An 18,191-nucleotide genomic window follows, 5' to 3' on the forward strand; every position below is an offset into this window, starting at 1 on the left:
GGTTTTCTCTGGCCGCCCTGAACCACAGGGAGGGCCTTGCCTTGACCCGGTGCAGACGAGATCGGCTAAAGCCTAGCTGGACACCAACGTGTGTGTCATCACAGAGCCGTCTTAAGCCAGGATCTGGTGAACGACGTGGGCCGGTTCTTCGACCCCGGTCAAGCGTTGATCGAGCCCTTGGAATTTGAAGGTCAATTTTTCGTGATCGATCCCCAACTGGTGCAGAATCGTGGCGTTCATATCGCGGATGTGCACGCCGGTGTTATTGAGAATGTTGTAACTGTGGTCGTCAGTCATGCCGTATTCGAATCCACGTTTGATTCCCGCACCAGCCATCCAGATGGTAAAGCAGCGTCCGTGGTGATCCCGTCCGTGATTGTCGGGCGTGAGTTTTCCTTGCGAATAGATCGTGCGACCGAACTCTCCGCCCCAGACGACCAAGGTGTCGTCCAACATCCCGCGTTGCTTCAAGTCCTTGATCAACGCGGCCGCCGGCTGATCGATGTCCTTGCATTGCTGACGGATCTTTGAGGGCAATGAACCGTGTTGGTCCCAACCGCGGTGGAACAGCTGGACGTAACGCACGCCTTGCTGCACCATGCGACGGGCGAGCAGACAATTCCTGGCAAAGCTGCCCGGCTTTTGCACGTCGTCGCCGTACAGATCCAACACGTGCTGCGGCTCCTTTTCGATCGCCATCAGATCCGGCACTTCGCTCTGCATGCGAAACGCCATCTCGTACTGCGAGATCCGAGCCTGGGTTTCCGGATCGGCGAATTTGTCGTAGGCCACCTGATTCAGCTCGTTCAACCCGTTCAGCATGCTGCGTCGCGAATCGCGGTCGATGCCCGGCGGGTTGTTCAGGTAAAGGACCGGTTCACCGCTGCTGCGAAGTTTGACGCCCTGGTGACGGGCCGGCAAAAAACCCGAACCCCACAGCCGGTCATAAAGGGCTTGCAATTGGCCTCGGCCACGTGAAATCATCACGATGTAGGCGGGCATGTTGTCGTTTTCGCTGCCCAGGCCATAGCTGAGCCACGACCCGAGGGCGGGTTTCCCCTGTTGCTGGACTCCCGTGTTGATGTACGTAATCGCGGGGTCGTGATTGACCGCTTCGGTGTGCATCGATTTGATGATCGTGATGTCATCGACGATGCCGGACGTGTACGGCAGGATGTCTTTGTTGACCCAGGTGCCGTGGTCGCCGAACCGTTCAAAATCGAACATCGGTGCGACGCAAGGGAACGAGCTTTGGCCGCTGGTCATCCCGGTCAACCGCTGGCCTTGGCGGACCGAATCGGGAAGCTCCTGGCCGTGAAACTTGCGCATCTCCGGCTTGTAATCAAAGGTGTCGATGTGACTGGGGCCGCCGGCCATGAACAGATAGATGATCCGTTTGGCTTTGGGGGCAAAGTTCGGAAACTGTGGCAAGCCCGGATTGGAGGCCGCCGGGGCGGCGCCGGCGGTGCCGACCAAGTCGGGATTCATCAGCGTACTGAGCGCGGTCGCCCCCAGTCCGTATCCGGTGCCGAGCAAAAACTTGCGGCGCTGGTGGGTCAGGGAGTCCATCGTTAGCCTCGGGTCAGGGTTTCGTCTAGGTTCAAAATCAACTGTGCGATCACGGTCCAAGCGGCGTGCTCAATCGCATCGATCGAATCGTCGCGGGCCAGATCGCCGACGGAGAGGAATTGATCGGCCGATTCGGGGTTGGCGGCGAATCGCTGGCGTTGGTCATCCAGCATCCCCATCAGCAGCTTCGTTTCACGCTCGGTTGGGGGACGGGCGGTCGCCAACCGGTAAGCCAGGTCGATGCGTCCGGCCGCATCGGACTCGGATCGAATCAATCGCTCCGCCAGCGCCCGGGCGGCTTCGACGAACTGTGGATCGTTCAGCGTCACCAGGGCTTGCAACGGGGTGTTGGTGCGGGCCCGGTTGACGACACATTTTTCACGCGACGGGGCGTCAAAGATCATCATGTTGGGCATCGGCGCACTGCGTTTCCAATACGTGTACATCGACTTGCGATACAGTTTTTCGCCCTTGTCTTGCGAATAACGCAGCCCGCCGTTCAGACTGACTTCGTTCCAGATGTTGACCGGTTGATAGGGTTTGACGCCGGGTCCGCCGACCTGACGGGTCAGCAATCCGCTGACCGCCAGCGCCTGGTCACGAATAAACTCGCCTTGCAACCGGAACCGCGGACTGCGGGCCAACAGCAAGTTCTCGGGGTCCTGTTCGGCGTGCTCACGCTCTTGACGCGAACTTTGGCGGTACGTCCGCGAGAGCACGAGTTGTCGCAGCATTCGTTTGACGTCCCAGCCGGATTGGACGAAATCGACGGCCAACCAATCGAGCAACTGTGGATGCGTCGGCGGTGCACCTTGGGCACCGAAATCACTGACGGAGCGAACCAATCCGTTGCCGAACAGCATCGTCCAGTAACGGTTGACGGCGACGCGAGCGGTCAGCGGATGGTCCGGCGCGGTCAGCCATTGAGCCAATCCCAGTCGGTTCGGCGGAGCGTCCTCGGCCAGCGGCGGCAAGGCGGCCGGCACGCCGGGCGAAATTGGCGTTTCTTTTTTGGGTGAATCGTATTGTCCGCGGTCCAGCACGTAGGTCATCCGCATCTTGTCTTGCGGATTGTCCGTCATGATCATTGACGTCGTCTTCTGGGCGGCCAGATCGGCGTGCTGCTTGGAAGCGGCGGCGAGTGCTTGGTTGAGCTTTTGGTAGTGGTCGTCTTGGTTGTGGAAGTAAACGTTGCGCAGGGCCGCCCATTGGGACTCACTGCGATCTTCCGGGGCCGTCGCCAGGATTCCGCCGATCACGTCGTCCTTGGCCAGCGGCACCTCGGACTCGCGGAGGGCGAAGGAATAGATCCGAATGTCGTCGACTTCGCCTTTCCAATTCGCGCCGTTGCTGCGGCTGCCGATTTTAAAAGGCACATCGGTTTGCAGCGAACCGGCCAACGAGTCCGCTTCGACCTTGTTGGCCGACAGTTTTCCGTCAATATAAATCTTCACTCCAGCCGCTTTTTGGCTGCCGTCATAGGTGATCACGACGTGTTGCCAGGTGTTCTTTTTCAGCGCGTCTTGCGAAACGACCTTGACCGCGTTGTCGCTCCAGGAATGGATGATGTGGGTCCCAATGTTGGCCCCTTGGATCCACATGTCATAGCCGCGATGGTTGTTGGCAACGTCCATGCGTGAGAAGACGGCGCCGCCGGATTTGCCGTCGTACTTGATCCAGGCCGCCATCGTGAACGGCTGGTCCGATTCCAATTGAGGCGGATTCTCCGAACACGCAAACTGGGTTTGCCCGTTCAGCTTCAACGTCCGGTTTCCGTCACGATCGCCCGATTCGAACTTGCCTTGTTCCAAGACCGCGATCGCTCCGGTTGTTTCGTCCTTCAATTGCGAACCGTCGAATTCATCCAGCGGAAACCAGTGTGCAATGCCGGTCAACTGCTCGGCCGTCGTTTCGGCATCGTTGTACTTTGCGGTTTCCTGTTCGGCCCAGGCAATGAATCGCGGTTCGGCGTCGGTCTTGTACGCTGCCAACTCCCTTCGTTTCGATTCGATCGTCGTGTGCAACTCAGCCAATCGTTCTGCTTGGACAGGGTCGTAGACGTCGACCACCGGGGCCTGATTCCCTTTGCGCGTTTGCATCCCGGGATCGGCGGTGTTGTTAAAGTAGGCAAAAAACTGGTAGTACTCTTCTTGCGAGATCGGGTCGTACTTGTGGTCGTGGCATTGCGCACACTCCATCGTCAGTGCCAGCCAGACGGTGGAGGTGGTTTGGACGCGGTCGACGACGTATTCGACGCGCAACTCTTCGGCGAACGCGCCGCCTTCGTCACTGGTGGCATGGTTCCGATTGAATCCCGAGGCGACTTTTTGATCGACCGTCCCGCCGGGAATCAGGTCGCCGGCGATCTGCTCGATCGTGAACTGGTCAAAGGGCATGTTGCGGTTGTAGGCGTTGATGACCCAATCGCGCCACGGCCACATGTCGCGCGGCCCGTCGGCATGCATCACGCTGGTGTCGCCGTAGCGTGCCGCATCGAGCCAGGCCAGCGTCATGCGTTCGCCATAGTCTTCCGATGCCAGCAGGCGGTCGACCAGCGTTTCGTAGGCCAGGTCGATTCCGTGCGAATCCACATCGGCAATGAATTCATCGACTTGCTGGGGCGTCGGCGCCATGCCGGTCAAGTCGAACGACACGCGACGGATCAACGTCCGAGGGTCGGCTTGCGGCGAGAAGGTCAGGCCGTGTTCGCGAAGTCGTTTGCCGATGAAGTGGTCGACGGGGTTGGCGGTGTCGACGCCGGGCACCTTTTGCGGCGGCACGAACGCCCAGTGTTCTTGATAGGTCGCTCCCTCGGCGACCCATTGCCGTAGCAGTTTGCGTTGTCGATCGCTGAGGTGTTTGTTCGAATCCGGCGGGGGCATCAGCATGTCCGCGTCGTCGGAAAACACCCGCGCGATCACTTCACTGTCGTCCGGTTCTCCGGGGACCAACAATCCCGAATCGATCGCGGCCTCGCGATCATCCAAACGCAAGTCGGCGGCGCGCGTCGATTCGGCAGGGCCATGACAAAGGAAACAGTTGTCCGAAAGGATCGGCCGGATGTCGCGATTGAAATCAATCTCGGCGGCCGAGGCGCTGCAGAGAGTGAAAAGCAGCACGACCAGAGAGAAAGAGATCGGAGTCTTCATGGCGGGAATTCGCACAGGGGTGGGCAGAGTACGCTGGCGGGGCGTCCATTATCGCACAAAACCAGAGTCTTCACAGGGGGAAAAACGGCCTGTGGATGCGTCCAATGCACGACGCAGACCCCGAGCATGTCCGAAAAGATCCAATCCACGTCGGATCGGAGGAAACACAACAGACAGGCCATGTAGGAGCCCGATCCCCCCTGGCTTCCGGCCTGTTGATTTAATCGCAACCGAAACAATCGTGGGCCGATGGCGCTAGCCACGGGCCGCGAAGGGCGAAGCTGGCACTGCTAGGCCCGCGGCTAGCGCCGTCGGCTCACTCAATCAACAGGCCGCGAGTGCGTCGTGCTTGTGGGAGACGCGTCGAGTCGGCTGGATCTTGGAGCGAATCAGTCCCGATTCAGCTCTTCAATCAGACCCGAAAAATGTTCCCATTCCGATTCCGGAATGAACGCTTTGAACAAGCCGGCCTTTCGGGGCACATCGGGATGGGTTTCGATCAGGTGTCGAACGAACCTTCGCTGCGACTCGCTGAACGCGTCACCCGATCGGATGCCGATCACGTTGCAGAGTGAAAACAGCGAATACGAACCGACATCCGCTGTCGACAGTCGCGCGTAGATTGCTGCGGGATGTTTGGATGCCTCGGCCGACCGGACGAACGCACTCCAGTTTGATTTCCAAAGTCCGGCGTCTTTCTCGAAGGCGAACAGGTAGGTGATCGCGGCCTGATGGTACTTTCGATCCGAGCGCAACGCATCGGCTCGCGAGAGGATCGCGTCGGGGGAGAGCCTTTCTTCCGCGATCATTTTCTCCCAAATTCGCGTCGCCTTGTCCGCTTGATCGGCACGTTGATACAGCTCGGCCAGTTCGTCGCGTGGGTCGTTGCGTTTATCGCGGCGGGAATTCGGTCTGTTTGTCGTGGATGTTTGGGGGGTGTTTCGCGCAGTGATCTCGCGTTCGAACATGGAAACCAGTTGATCGATGCATCCGGCCCGAACCATGATCTCCATCGCCTGGCGACGGATCGCGGCGGTCGGCGTGCGGTCACCGGTCAAGCGGTCATGCAGAATCGAAAAGGCGACCTCGGACGCCGTGACTCGATTCCCCTCCAAAAGCAGCGTCCTAGCCAATCGCAGTTGCGAGGCATCGTCTTGCCGCAGCGGCGAATTCGCTTGCCAGATCGCGCGCGATGCTCTCTGGGCCGTGCTCCGCGATAAAGTGACCGCGCGGAGTTCATACAGTAGCTGGTCTAACTCCCGACGTGTTGCGGTGCCAAGTTGCATGTCTTGGATCTGCTCGACCGTGTCGTAACTGGAAGAGCGGGCACCGATCCGGAACGCGAGAAAGATCTTTGCCAACGCAATTTTCAGTGCCGACGAATCCGCGGACGTTTCAAAGTTGCTCAACCGCGCGAACGCCTTGTCCACTTCCTTGCGGGCAACTTGCATCGCTGCCGCTTCGATCTGCAGGTCCACATCGCGGGGAGACGCTTCACACAGCGACAACATTTTTTGGTAGCTACTGGCCGGTCGCTGGTCCCATGTGTCCGCAAAGACGGCGACGACTCGGCGAAGTCTCATTTCCCGCTCGGACGCCCGCGGAAACGCTTGTTCAAGCGAAACGATCCAGTCTCCAGGCAGTGAAACCTGACCAATGGTCGCCCTGGCCTGATCATCCCCGGTAATTTGAAGGATTCCGCGGACCAGGTATTCATCGATCAAAAACTTCGACAACGTGGTTTTTACCAGCAAGGGTTGCAGACGAACCAGCCTGCGATTGGCCGGCGACGATCCTGTCAGACCGCTCCCCGCGGCGTACTGGCGGACGACTTGTGCGGCGGATTGACTGCTTTCCCTTCGCGCATTGCGACTGCTGCAGTGGGCGATCCAGGCATCCAAGAGTTCGTTGCGGTGGCTGCGTTGAAACTCGACTTCCGAAGCTCCCGAAGGCGACGCGAACCAAGTGATGGCGGAACATGATTGCAGTTGTGCCAGCAGGTCGGACGTGGGATCGCGACGCGCGATCTCGGTCAATCCCGAGACAAGGTTATCGGCACGTTCCAGGTCGTTTTCCCACAAGGCGGTTTGGATCTCCGCGATCGCGGCCAACAAACTGCTCGTTGGGGTGTTCGCTTCCGTGTTCGCTTCACCGGCATCGAGTGCGGGGATCTCCTTTCCGGCCAGCCGAAACTCCTGGATCATCCAGCGATATAATTCAAGTTCTCGTCCGATCTGCTGCGGCGACGTCAGCCCGGCGCGCAGTTTCCGTCGGGTAGAAACGACGTTTGCCAAGATGTGGAGTTGTGCTTCATCGAGAGTCTTGGACCTTGTCGTCGGCCGATCGCCCTCGACGCGCCGACGTTTCCCCCTGGCATCCAGCATCGCTCGCCAACCCGGCAGCTCACCCGCAGGATCCACCTCCGCCATCCTCCACAACAACTCCGTCGATGGACCGGCCGAAGTCCCCGCCAGCGAGCGTTCCAGTCCGTCCATCGCAAGCAACTCTTCCAACCCGCGCGGATCATCGATCTGGTCCGCTGGTGGCATGGGAAACAGTTCCTCGATCACCTGGCGGACGGATTGCCGGCGGCCGTCACGTTCATACTGTTTGTGCCGCCCCAGGACCTTGATGGCGCGTGCGATCCATCTCGCCTGGTTGTAGTCCTGGGGAATCAGGTACCTTGCCGTCACCCGATGCCCAGCCGGACGCGTCGCGGAGGAGGGACTTGCCGCGTCAAACAAGACGCGCAGAAACAAGGTGAAGTTGCGTCTGGGCAGGGTGTACTTGCCCGAATTGGCCCCGCGCGAGCTGCGCGGGTGCGGCGAGAACTGGATCACATAGTTGCCACCGGCGTTGACGCCCGGTGGTTTGCAGCGGGGCGGCCGGGCGAGGTTCAGGTTCAACGCGTCGATTCCTTCGGCCAACCGAATCGCTTGCTCCATCCGATCGTCATCGGCGTCGCGGGCCATCCTGAACAACAATTGAGCTTGAACCGATTGGATTCCCCACCACGACCGTTGCCGCCGGGTCACGATCCGGCAAAGCTCAATCGCCTTTGACGGGCTTTGCACGGCGGCGCGATCGATGATCGTCATCGCACGCACCGGATCGGTCGTGGCCGCCAATTCGATCGCAAACACATCCATTTGCTTCAATTCACCGCGCTTGAACTCCAGTTCCGCCAACAAGTCATAGTCGGCCGGCATCCGTGACAGATCGACCAAGTCGCGTTGATACTTCAAAGCGGTCGCGTAGTCGGATAACGCCATCAAGCAAGCGACGGTTTGCCGAAGCAATTCGGCGTCAGCGGGTTGTTGATCGACCAGTTGACGCAGCAGAAAACTGGCGCGTTTGAAGTCTCCCATCGACTGCCAAAACGATGCGACCAGCCACTGTGTCTGGTGACGATCGTCGGTCGTCAATTCGAATTGTTCCAGACGTCGGAGCAATTGGTGGGACGCTCCGCGCCGCTGGTACAGCGGAACCAAAGCTTGAAACAGCTCGCGGCGTCGCTTCCAATCTCGCGCATACTCCATCGCTTCCCAGTACAAATCGATCGCGGCGGTGGTTTGAAACTGCCCGGCGAAGTGTTCTGCCAGCTTGATTCGATTGCCGTTGTCGCGCGGCGCCACGTCGATCGCATTGCGGAGGGCCGCAACGGCGTCCTCGTCGCGACCGAGCGCCCACGCGATGTCGGCATAGATGCGATAGGAGTCCGGAACCGTTGGGGCGGCATCGATCAAATCCCCGGCAAATTGTAATGCCTTGTCCAGATCCCTGGCCTCCTGCTGAAGCGTGACGATGTTTCGCAAGTACGTGGTTTGAAACCGCCCATCCAATTCAATCAATCGTTGGTAATACCCGGTCGCGTCTGACCAACGCCGCTGTCGCTGGGCAAGGTCGGCGGCCATGGCCAAGGTCTGGAGGTGAGCGGGCGATTGCTCAACCGCGTCTTCGATCGTCATCGCGGCGCGGCCGAGTTGCTGATTGGCCAAGTGCAACATCGCCAACAGCAACCGATTCTCCGTCGAGGGCGTTTGATGGGACAGTGATGCGATTTTCTCGGTCAGCATCTCGCCGGCCGCATAGGCGTCCACTTGTTCGCGGAGCACTTGCCGTTGCTCATCCCGCGTTTCGGCGATTTTTCCAGCTCCCTCCAACAGCCTGACCGCTTGGTCGTATTCCTGGGCGTCGATCAGCGCGCGTGCGTAGCGAAGCTGCTGCGAGAACGTCAAATCGAATGCCGCCGCTTGACTCCACGCTTGCAAGGACTGGAATCGATAATCGAATGCGGACAAGACCTCCGCCAGTCGGACCAGTGAATCGCGACCACGCCGCGGCCCAGTCGCCATCGAACGCCAAACCTCGATCGCCTCGTCGAACCGATCGGATTCATGGAGTAGTTCAGCCAAGTATTCGCGGTACTGCGGCGCCTCCGGATCCAAGTCAACCGCTTTTCGGTAGAGCGCAATGGCCGTGTCGGTGCGACCGATCCCGTGAACCAGCTTTGCGACTCGCACATGCATGCCGGGATCATCCGGACGTGTTTCCAACAACCGTTGCCAAACGTCGACCGCCGCGTCATGACGCTCCTCCAACGCTTTGTCCGCATCACGAAGCAACATCCGCCCCCAGCGGATGTAGAGATCGGGGTTGTCGGGATCGATCGCGGCCAGGGATTCCAGTTGGGACGACGCGGCGGCAGGACGATCCGCGCGATCCAAGACATCGATCAACGCGATGCGAGCGGCCGTGTCCTGTGGCGCCCGGTCGACAGCAAATTGCAGTGTTCGCTGGGCCAGATCAAATTTCCCGGCAAGCGACAGAATCTGCCCCAACCGGACACGCAGCGTCAGGTCATCGGGAGAACGCTTGCTCAAATCCCAGTAAAAATCTGCCAACTCCGAGTACGATCCGTCGCGAAGAATTCCGGCTTCCAAGCGATCACGAACATCGCGATAGAGCCAACTGCCCGGCCGCAACCGCAGCAATAGACGCTCGAGTTGTTCGTTGGCTTGGTCCGGGCGATGGAGGATACGTTGCAGCTGAGCCGTCTGGATTTGATACTGAACTCGTTGTTGATCATTTTGAGTTTCATCAGCCAATCGGACGTAGTGTTCTAACGCCAATTCGTGATGCTTTTCGTCAACCAAACAGCGGGCGATGCGTTCACCGATCGACCGATCACCGGGAAACCGCTGTTGCAGTTGATTCCAGGTCTTGATCGCTTGCTCCGACTTGCCGGAACGAGAATACAGGCGGCCCAGTTCCAGATAGACCTCGGCAGCCTCCAACCGGGGCGGGCCGCGATCGATCGCACGTTGCATCGCCTGGGCTGCCTGGTCGGTTTTTCCTACCGCGAACAATGCACGCCCGAGATAGAAGCTGGCCATCGCGTCGTTTTCTAGCCCGCGTTCTGCTTTCGACAACGCCGCCACGGCTGGGGCGGTCAATCCACGCCGCAGTTGAATCAACCCGAGCACCAGTTGTTTTCCGGCGGCCAGTTCGGTCGTCTCGTCGACATCCAGCGACTGCAGGAATTCGTCGAGTGTGCCGTTTTGCAGGTGGTGGCTGTAGACGCGATCCAGCGCCGTGCCCGGCCGCGGGCGTTTCAGCAACACTTCGGTGAACCGCTGAATCATTTCCTCGGAATCAACGCTCGGCGTTTGCGCCGGGACCGGCGCTGGCACCGTGACGATGAAAAAACCAACCACGAGAAAGTGAGTCCATCGCCCGCGACAACACCGCATGATAAATCCGGGGCGATCATTTGGCGGCATCTTCATCGACAAGAATCCTCCATGCAGCGGAGTTGACACCGCCCCATTGTACCGCAGCCCTATGCAGCCCTGTGACCTGTGACCTGTGCAGCCCTGTGAACTCGCAACACAGGCATGGACACAAGTTCCCAATGCAACCTAGCGACCTTCGCCAGAAGGTGGTTCCCAGTTTTCCTAAGCTTTGGCAGGCTGTCGATTTCGCATGGCAACGATCGCTTTCGCCGATGCCAGTGTCACTCGCCGAGCTTGCCCGACGAATCAGCCCCCGGATCCGCGAGAACAAACTCGGGCGGTGTTTTTCCAGCGAACCGGTACTCCGCGACCAGGTTCCGCCGCAATTCAGTGTCTTCCTGCGACGCGTTTCCTTTTGACGCCCCCGCCGGCACATGCCCTCGCCGTGCCCGGCAGACGTCCGCAAGGATCTCCAACTGCACCTCGTCCAACGGCTGGATCTTTGCCCGAGCTTCGGTCTCCTGATCCTGACGTATTCGTGACCGCTTGGCGAGCCACTCGGCAAGCGACGACTGATCGCCCGCCGGATCGAGCTGGGCGACCCTCCAGAGGATCTGCTCGGCAGGCAACGTCTCGGTGCCGTCCATCGAATCCCGGATCGCATGCAGCGTGATCGCATGGCGGAATGCCGCGACGTCGTCCGAATCGATCGACGGCGGGGGAAAACGTTTCTGGGTGATCTGCTTCGTACTGATCTGGCGGCCGTCCAGAATCGCCAACTCACGGTCGGCAAGGATTTGCACGCAGCGGGCGATCCAGAAAGCCTGAAAGTAGTCCTGTGGTGCGACGAAATTGCTGCCGAAGCCGAAGGAGTAACTTTTGGCACCGTTGTTGATCCGGCTGGTGATCCGCCGCTCGTTGAGCATCAAGATGGTTTGTAGTGTGCCCGCCGTCGACGCAGGAAAATGGTCGCGATCGACCACCGTTTGTGCCGGGCGTCCGATCGGCAATCCCGGAGTCGACATGGACGAGGGACGCTCGATGTGTAAAAGATTTCGATACCGGGTGGTTCCGCGGGCGGGCGCCGCCAATGCGGCTTGTCGCGTGGAATAGAACACCGACGTGGACGAGGCAACCGGCGCGATTCCCGAGGTCGCCTTCAGATCATGGTCAAGTTCCAACGCAGCGACTTCGCCCGCCACACGACCGGCCAACGCGACGTGTTGGGCGCGATCGGGCGAATCGGACAGCAACAGCAACTGGGCGCGGACGATTTTGATGTCCCACAAGTCGGGATCGATCTCCAACGCGACACGACACAATTCGGCCGCCTGCTCCGGATCGCTGCCGGCGCCCCGTCGGATGATCGACGCCATCCGCTTGGGATCACGCGTCGCTTTCATCTCCCGCATGGTCACTTCGGCCTGTGTGATCAATCCGGCTTGAAACTCCAGCGACGTCAAGCGAGCCCGGGCAGCCGGCGTATCTTGAACCTGAACCAGCCGACGCTGCTGGGTGACCGCTGAAACCAAGTCCCCCGATCGTGACAAAAGTTGCACCATCGCTTGGAGCAGGGACACGTCATGCGGGTGCTTGCCGAGCCCTCGCTGCAGAACGAACTGCGCCTGCTTGAAATCTTCGACAGAACTCCAGACCGTTGCGACCAGGATCGACTTGGATTTCGAATCGACGTCGTCCCGTTCAAGCCTTTTGATGCGTGTCACCAGTTGCTCGACTTCACCGCGTTGTTCGTACAACTGCACCAACTGCTCGATCCGTTCGATCTGCGATTCCAACTCGGTTTCCTGCTCAACGGATTTCCAAAGCAGGGCGATCGCCTCGGCGGTTTCAGATCGATCGGCCAGCCGGATCGCGAGGTCGACACGAGCTTCGTTGTTGCGGGGGTCAAGGCTGACGGCGCGCCGCAACGCCGCTTCGCCCTGCGGGTGCTTTCCCGAGACAAACGCAATTTGAGCATACAGATGGTGCGCCGCCGCCGACGCAGGATTCGCAGCCACCATGTCATCGGCGACTTTAAGCGCCAGTTCGATTTGACCGAGTTGTTTTCGGATTCCGACGAGCCGGCGGAAATGATCAACACTGCGTCGCTTGTCCAATCGCGTCAAGCGTTTCAGGTGCCGGGCGGCGTTCTCATCGCGTCCCAAACGTTCCGCGATGTCGACCGCATCACGAAGCACCGCGACGTTTTCTGGTTCAAGCTCGATGGCGGCGTCGATCGCGCGCGACGCGGCCTCGCGATGCCCATCGGCAAGACACAGCAGCGCCAGATACCGTCGGTTTTCCGCGGTCGGCGTTTGTCGCGAAACCTCCGCGATCTGCTCGCCCAGTCTGTCCGCAACTTGAAAGAATTCGATCCGTCGCCGCATCAGCCGTTCGCTCTCTTCAGCGCTCTCGGCCCGTTCGGATGCCGCGTCCAGTTCCGCTGCTGCGGCATCAAATTGCTCTGCCCCCCAAAGCACGCCGGCGTACCGCAGACGCTGATCGAACGATAGATCCAACTCCCCCGCTTCGTTCCAGGTCTGCAGTGCCAGGTCGAAACGTCGGATCGATTCGAAGATTCCGGCCACATGGATAAGAGACGCCGCGCTGGGCCGCGGGCCGTCGGCGATCGATCGCCAAATCACGATCGCCTCGTCATGGCGTCCGAGCTGATGCAGCAGTTCGCCGAGCGATTCACGCAACTGGGGATCATCGGGCGACGCTTGGATCGCCTGACGATAAAGCTGAACCGCGCGGTCGTTGTCGTCGATTGACTTCATCCGCTGTGCCAGGTTCGCCAACAAAACCGCGTCGTCGGGGTTGGCCTGGGCAAGCCGATTCCACGCGTCTCGGGCCGCATCGCGTCGCCGGTCACGTTCCATCATTGGATCGGCAAGGTAGACATCTCCCAAACGCAGCCCGACGTCGGGATGAGTCGGGTCGATGGAAAGCAGGTGTTCCAAGTGTCGTGCCGCCTCGGCGCTGCTGCCCTCGGATTGCAGGATTCCCACCAGTGTCCAACGCGGCTCGAATTGATCGGGAGCCTTTGCGATGGCCTGCAACAAAGACGTCTGGGCATCGTCAATGTGTCCTGCGCCGGCCAGGATTTCCGCCCGACGGACCAGCAGCGTCAGGTCGTCGGGCGACCGGTCTGCTTGCCGGCGATAGTATTCTGCCAAGCCGTCGAAATCCCCGTCAGACAAATAGGTGCGTTCCAGCCGATCGCGGACGTCCGAGTGCAGCCAACTGCCCGGTCGCAATCGCGCCAGGATCGTTTCGAGTTGCTGCCGTGCCTTGGGGGTGTCCCCCAGCCGATCGGTCAGCTCTGCGACACGAATTTGATATCGAATGCGGTTCTCCGCTGATGTCGCCTGCTGTGCCAAACGTTGGTAGTGTTGCAGTGCCAAACCATAGTCCTGCTGAATCACCAAGGCGGCGGCGACCCGCTCGGTCATTGATGGATCATCCGGGAATCGTTCGAGCAGTTGCCCCCAAACGCTGATCGCTTGGTCGCGTTGGTGGGTGCGGCAATAGAGCTGTGCGAGACTCTGAAAGATTTCCGGCGCGTCGCGACGATCGGGCTGTCGGTCGATCGCGCGTCGAAACGCCTGGACCGCTTGTTCATCCTCGCCTTCGGCGATCAATGCCCGGCCCAACTGATGGCTCGCGTTGGCACTGTCGGTCAGCAACGACTCCGCAGTCCGCAGCGAATGGATTGCGGCGGAGGCGTCGCCGTGTTTGAGCTGAATCAAACCGCGCGTCAGTTGCTTTGCCCCCGACCGGTCGTCATCGAGCGACCGCAGCAATTCGTCGAGTGAGCGGGTTTGCGTGTGGTAGTCGAACACGCGATCGAGTGCCGTGCCCGGACGCGGGTTTTCAAGCAATACCTGCAGGAACTGTTCGTCGATTTGGCGATCGCGTTCGGTACCCTGAGCCACCACCGTCGATTGATGCACCGCCGGGATCAGCAGACAGATTGCGGCCAGACGAAGCAATCTCAAAAACCAAATCACCATGTCGATCATATTCTTCCCAAAGTACGACGGTCCTTCCGCGAGTAAGCGTCAAGCTAACACGAAACCCTCCCTGGCAGGGAGGGTCGAGCGTAGCGAGGGGAGGGTCGATTGGTGGTATTTGAGTGGATCCGAGCCACAGCAAACCCTCCCCGCTCCGAGCGTAAACTCCTCCGCGACCCTCCCTAGAAGGGAGGGTGTCTTCACGTATTTGATGGTTTCAAATCTTAACTTAGTGCCTAAACACCAACGGTTGCGTGGTTCACTCAGCAACTCCAAACCGGATCGCCCAGGACATCGAACTTCGGCGTGATCCCCAAACCCGGCTGGGTCGACGCGGCCATCCGCCCGTTGGCGCGTTTGGGTGCCCCATCGGCGATCGACTGGGTGACGTAGCTGTTGAAGTCGGTGGACGTGAACAGGTAATCGGTCGGCGTGCTGTGGGCCAAGTGCGAGATCGCGGCGGTGATGATGTCCCCGCCCCAGCTGTCTTCCAGCGTCATCGCGATCCCCAGTGACACGCACAGGTCGCGCGCCTGTTTGGCTTTGGTCAGCCCGCCGAACTTGCTGATCTTGATGTTGACGGCGTCCATCGCACGGTCCGATGCGCCTTTCAGGATCGCGTCGACCGAATCGATGACTTCGTCCAAGATGAACGGCAGGTTGGTGTTTTGGCGGATGGTCAAACACTGCTGGTACGTCGCACAGGGTTGTTCGATGTAGACATCGACGTCACGCACCGCGCCGACGACCCGCATCGCTTCGTGCATCAGCCAGCCGGTATTGGCATCGGCGACCAGTTTGTCGCCCGGTTGCAGAATTTCGCGGACCGCGCGGATTCGCTCGATATCCTCATCGGCTCGCCCGCCGACTTTCAGCTGAAACCGCCGATAGCCTTCTTCGCGATAGCCGGCAACGTTGTCGGCCATCTCGGCGGCCGGCCGTTGGGAGATCGCGCGATAGAGCACCACGTCGTCGCCGTAGCGTCCGCCCAGCAGCGTGCAAACCGGCAATTCCGCGGCCTTGCCCAAAATGTCCCAGCACGCCATGTCGATCGCCGACTTGACGTACGGATGCCCCTTCATCACCCGGTCCATCTTGTAATTGAGTGCCCACAACTGTGTCGGGTCTTGGCCGATCAACTGGGGGGCCAATTCCTGGATCCCCGCGCGGGCTCCGGCCGCATAGGCGGGCAGGTAGACCGGTCCGAGCGGACAGACTTCGCCGTAACCGACCAACCCGGAATCGGTGTCAATCTGGACCACCGTGGAATCAAAGACGTCGACGCTCTTCCCCTCCGACCAACTGTAATTGCCCTCCGCCAAGGGAAGGTCCACTTGAAAAACTTTGAAACCAGTGATCTTCATCTCGTCGTATCGATCGGTCGTGCAGAGGGTAAAGCGTGCCGGGTGAAACTCGCGCCGGCAGAATGCGATGTCGAAAACAGAATTTAGCACCAAAGTCGCCTGTTCGGCAGCGGATGGGACATAGACGACACGGGCGAGTGGACGGGCGCACCCTTTGATTGACCTAGCGCCCCGACGCTGACCATTGACCGGCGCTGACCATTGACCGGCGCTGACCTTTAACCGGCGTAGTAGGACGGCAACGTTGGTGTTTCGCCTTCAGGGCGTCGCTTTTCGCCAGTACGATCGCCCTTCCGGGCCGTCGCCCATGGGGCTTTGCGCGACGACCTACAAAGGACGTCGTACGGGCGAGCAGCTGACCGCGACCTGCAAACCGCACCGCGGCGGTGGGGGATCGAATAAACTGATCGGGTTCGCTGGACACTCCCATTCCCGACCCCGCTCCCCCTACCCCGGCCGTTTCCCATGATGCGATTGATCCTCCTGACCGCCTTGTGCTCTTTGTCCTGTGTCGCATCGGCGGCCGATCGACCGAACGTGTTGTTCATCGCCGTGGACGACTTGAACCATTGGATGACGCATTTGAACCGCAATCCCCAGGCCCGCACGCCGAACTTTGACCGACTGGCCCGACGCGGCGTGACGTTCACCAACGCCCACTGCGCCGTGCCGGCCTGCGAACCCTCGCGCTGTGCGTTGATGAGCGGCCGGCGACCCTGGGTGACCGGGTGCTACAAGAACGGACACAAGTGGAAACAGTACCAGGCCGCCGGCGAAGGCTTGAGTGCCCAATTCCTGAAGGCCGGCTATCACGTCGCCGGTGCGGGAAAGATCTACCACTCCAGACAGTACCATCCAAGCGAATGGACCGAGTACATGTCCGATGACGGATTGAGTGCCAATGGACCGGGCGTAAAAAAGATGGACGGCTATCACGACGACGTGACGCACCCGAACCTGAAAGACGACGACATCATGGATTGGCACTGCGTCAACTATTGCATCGAACGGATCACCAAGAAAAGCGAGCAACCGTTCTTCGTCGCGTGTGGCCTGTACAAGCCCCACCTGCCGTTCGTCGCCCCGCGGAAATACTACGACGCGTTTCCGCTGGAGTCGATCGAGTTGCCGCCGCACATCGAAAACGACTTGGACGACATTCCGCCTGCCGGGGTCAAGATGGCCGGCCCCAATGGTGATCACGCCAAGTTTCTCAAGAGTGGCCGCTGGAAAGCCGCGATTCAATCCTACCTGGCCACCTGCGCCTACACCGACATGAACCTGGGGCGATTGCTCGACGCCCTGGACGCCAGCCCGAACCGAGACAACACGATCATCTGCTTGTGGAGCGATCACGGTTGGTCGCTGGGTGAAAAAGAGCACTGGCGCAAGTTCGCATTGTGGGAAGAAACCACCCGCACCGCCTTCATCTGGGTCGTCCCCGGACTCACCACGCCGGGAACACGCTGCGACCGTTCGGTCGACTTGATGAGCGTGTATCCGACGCTGTGCGAATTGACCGGGATCGAAACCCCGGATCACGTCAGCGGTCACGACATCTCGGTGTTGCTAAAAAACCCACAAGCCCCTTGGGAATTCCCCGCGATCACCACCCACGGTCGCGGCAACCATAGCGTCAAGACCGAAACCCATCGTTACATCCGCTACGCCGGCGGCGACGAAGAACTCTACGACGTCGTGGCCGATCCGTACGAATGGAAGAATCTGGCATCGGCCGAAGGGAGCGACGCCATCAAGTCACAACTCGCAGCGTGGTTGCCGAAGAAAGAAAAGCCCGAGCCGAAGAAGTAAGGCATGCCTGACCGACATCAAGTCGGCACGTATTCCACCACGTGCCCGATCTTGATCACAAACGGATGCGTTTTGTGGCTCTTGAAGAACCCGCTGACGGTCACGCCATCGGGGTTCTCGATCACTTTGACGATGTTGACATAGGGGACGTGAAAGACGTTTTCTTCGTCGCCGGTCTTCACCGAAAAATAGTCCTCTTCGGCGGCCAACAGCGTCGCCGATTCGATCCGGTGCGCGCTGTGGATGTTGATTCCGATCTCGTTGCCCAGTTGCGTTTCAATCAGCGTTTTCATGACACTCCGACTCGAATGGATGGTTGGAGGAGACACCGGACGGGAGTTGCGTGAGATCACTCAATCGTAGCAGAACACCACGGAGTTTTGTGACTTCTTCCCACCATTGGTGTCCAGCCTTTCGGCGCTCCTTCGAACGCCCCCGGAACGTGAACTCTATTGCTGACTAACTGGACAGCGCCACTTTGATCAATACCGTGAATCGCCGGTCGAACGTAGCTACCTTCGCCAGAAGGTGGATCCCCAGGGTTTT

Annotated in this window: 7 protein-coding genes; 1 reads left to right on the top strand and 6 read right to left on the bottom strand. The window is 59.8% G+C overall.

The features are described from left to right. Nucleotides 1-111: 111 nt before the first annotated feature. From H1B37_RS27160 to H1B37_RS27180, 5 genes are all read right to left on the bottom strand, one after another. On the bottom strand, nucleotides 112-1,569 hold the full coding sequence (locus H1B37_RS27160) for a DUF1501 domain-containing protein (protein ID WP_182870424.1): 1,458 nt from the start codon (nucleotides 1,567-1,569) through the stop codon (nucleotides 112-114). Nucleotides 1,570-1,571: 2 nt separating this feature from the next. Further along, the gene (locus tag H1B37_RS27165) at nucleotides 1,572-4,718 is read right to left on the bottom strand and encodes a DUF1553 domain-containing protein (protein WP_182870425.1); all 3,147 of its coding nucleotides are present in this window, start codon (nucleotides 4,716-4,718) and stop codon (nucleotides 1,572-1,574) included. Between the two features lie 389 nt (nucleotides 4,719-5,107). Continuing rightward, nucleotides 5,108-10,363 (bottom strand): tetratricopeptide repeat protein, encoded by a 5,256-nt coding sequence (locus tag H1B37_RS27170; protein ID WP_182870426.1) that lies wholly within the window; start codon nucleotides 10,361-10,363, stop codon nucleotides 5,108-5,110. 371 nt (nucleotides 10,364-10,734) lie between these two features. Further along, entirely contained in the window at nucleotides 10,735-14,469 is a 3,735-nt protein-coding gene (locus H1B37_RS27175; RefSeq protein ID WP_182870427.1) for a tetratricopeptide repeat protein, read from the bottom strand. A 263-nt stretch (nucleotides 14,470-14,732) separates the two neighbouring features. Then, entirely contained in the window at nucleotides 14,733-15,923 is a 1,191-nt protein-coding gene (locus H1B37_RS27180) for a cis-3-hydroxy-L-proline dehydratase (RefSeq protein ID WP_353620934.1), read from the bottom strand. A gap of 375 nt (nucleotides 15,924-16,298) precedes the next feature. On the opposite strand from H1B37_RS27180, the gene H1B37_RS27185 reads away from it, so the two are divergent. Further along, nucleotides 16,299-17,645: a sulfatase gene (locus H1B37_RS27185; protein WP_182870428.1), complete on the top strand. Its 1,347-nt coding sequence runs from the start codon at nucleotides 16,299-16,301 to the stop codon at nucleotides 17,643-17,645. A 17-nt stretch (nucleotides 17,646-17,662) separates the two neighbouring features. Here the strand turns inward: H1B37_RS27185 and H1B37_RS27190 are convergent, their stop codons facing one another. After that, nucleotides 17,663-17,938, bottom strand: a complete 276-nt coding sequence (locus tag H1B37_RS27190) for a hypothetical protein (protein WP_182870429.1) — start codon at nucleotides 17,936-17,938, stop codon at nucleotides 17,663-17,665. Nucleotides 17,939-18,191 lie beyond the last annotated feature (253 nt).

It is taken from the genome of Stieleria mannarensis (assembly GCF_014154935.1).
Lineage (GTDB): Bacteria > Planctomycetota > Planctomycetia > Pirellulales > Pirellulaceae > Stieleria > Stieleria mannarensis.

Coding starts and splice junctions, on each gene's coding strand:
- H1B37_RS27185 (WP_182870428.1), top strand. CDS start 16,299: ATGATGCGATTGATCCTCCTGACCGCCTTGTGCTCTTTGTCCTGTGTC.
- H1B37_RS27175 (WP_182870427.1), bottom strand. CDS start 14,469: ATGGTGATTTGGTTTTTGAGATTGCTTCGTCTGGCCGCAATCTGTCTG.
- H1B37_RS27190 (WP_182870429.1), bottom strand. CDS start 17,938: ATGAAAACGCTGATTGAAACGCAACTGGGCAACGAGATCGGAATCAAC.
- H1B37_RS27165 (WP_182870425.1), bottom strand. CDS start 4,718: ATGAAGACTCCGATCTCTTTCTCTCTGGTCGTGCTGCTTTTCACTCTC.
- H1B37_RS27170 (WP_182870426.1), bottom strand. CDS start 10,363: ATGATTCAGCGGTTCACCGAAGTGTTGCTGAAACGCCCGCGGCCGGGC.
- H1B37_RS27160 (WP_182870424.1), bottom strand. CDS start 1,569: ATGGACTCCCTGACCCACCAGCGCCGCAAGTTTTTGCTCGGCACCGGA.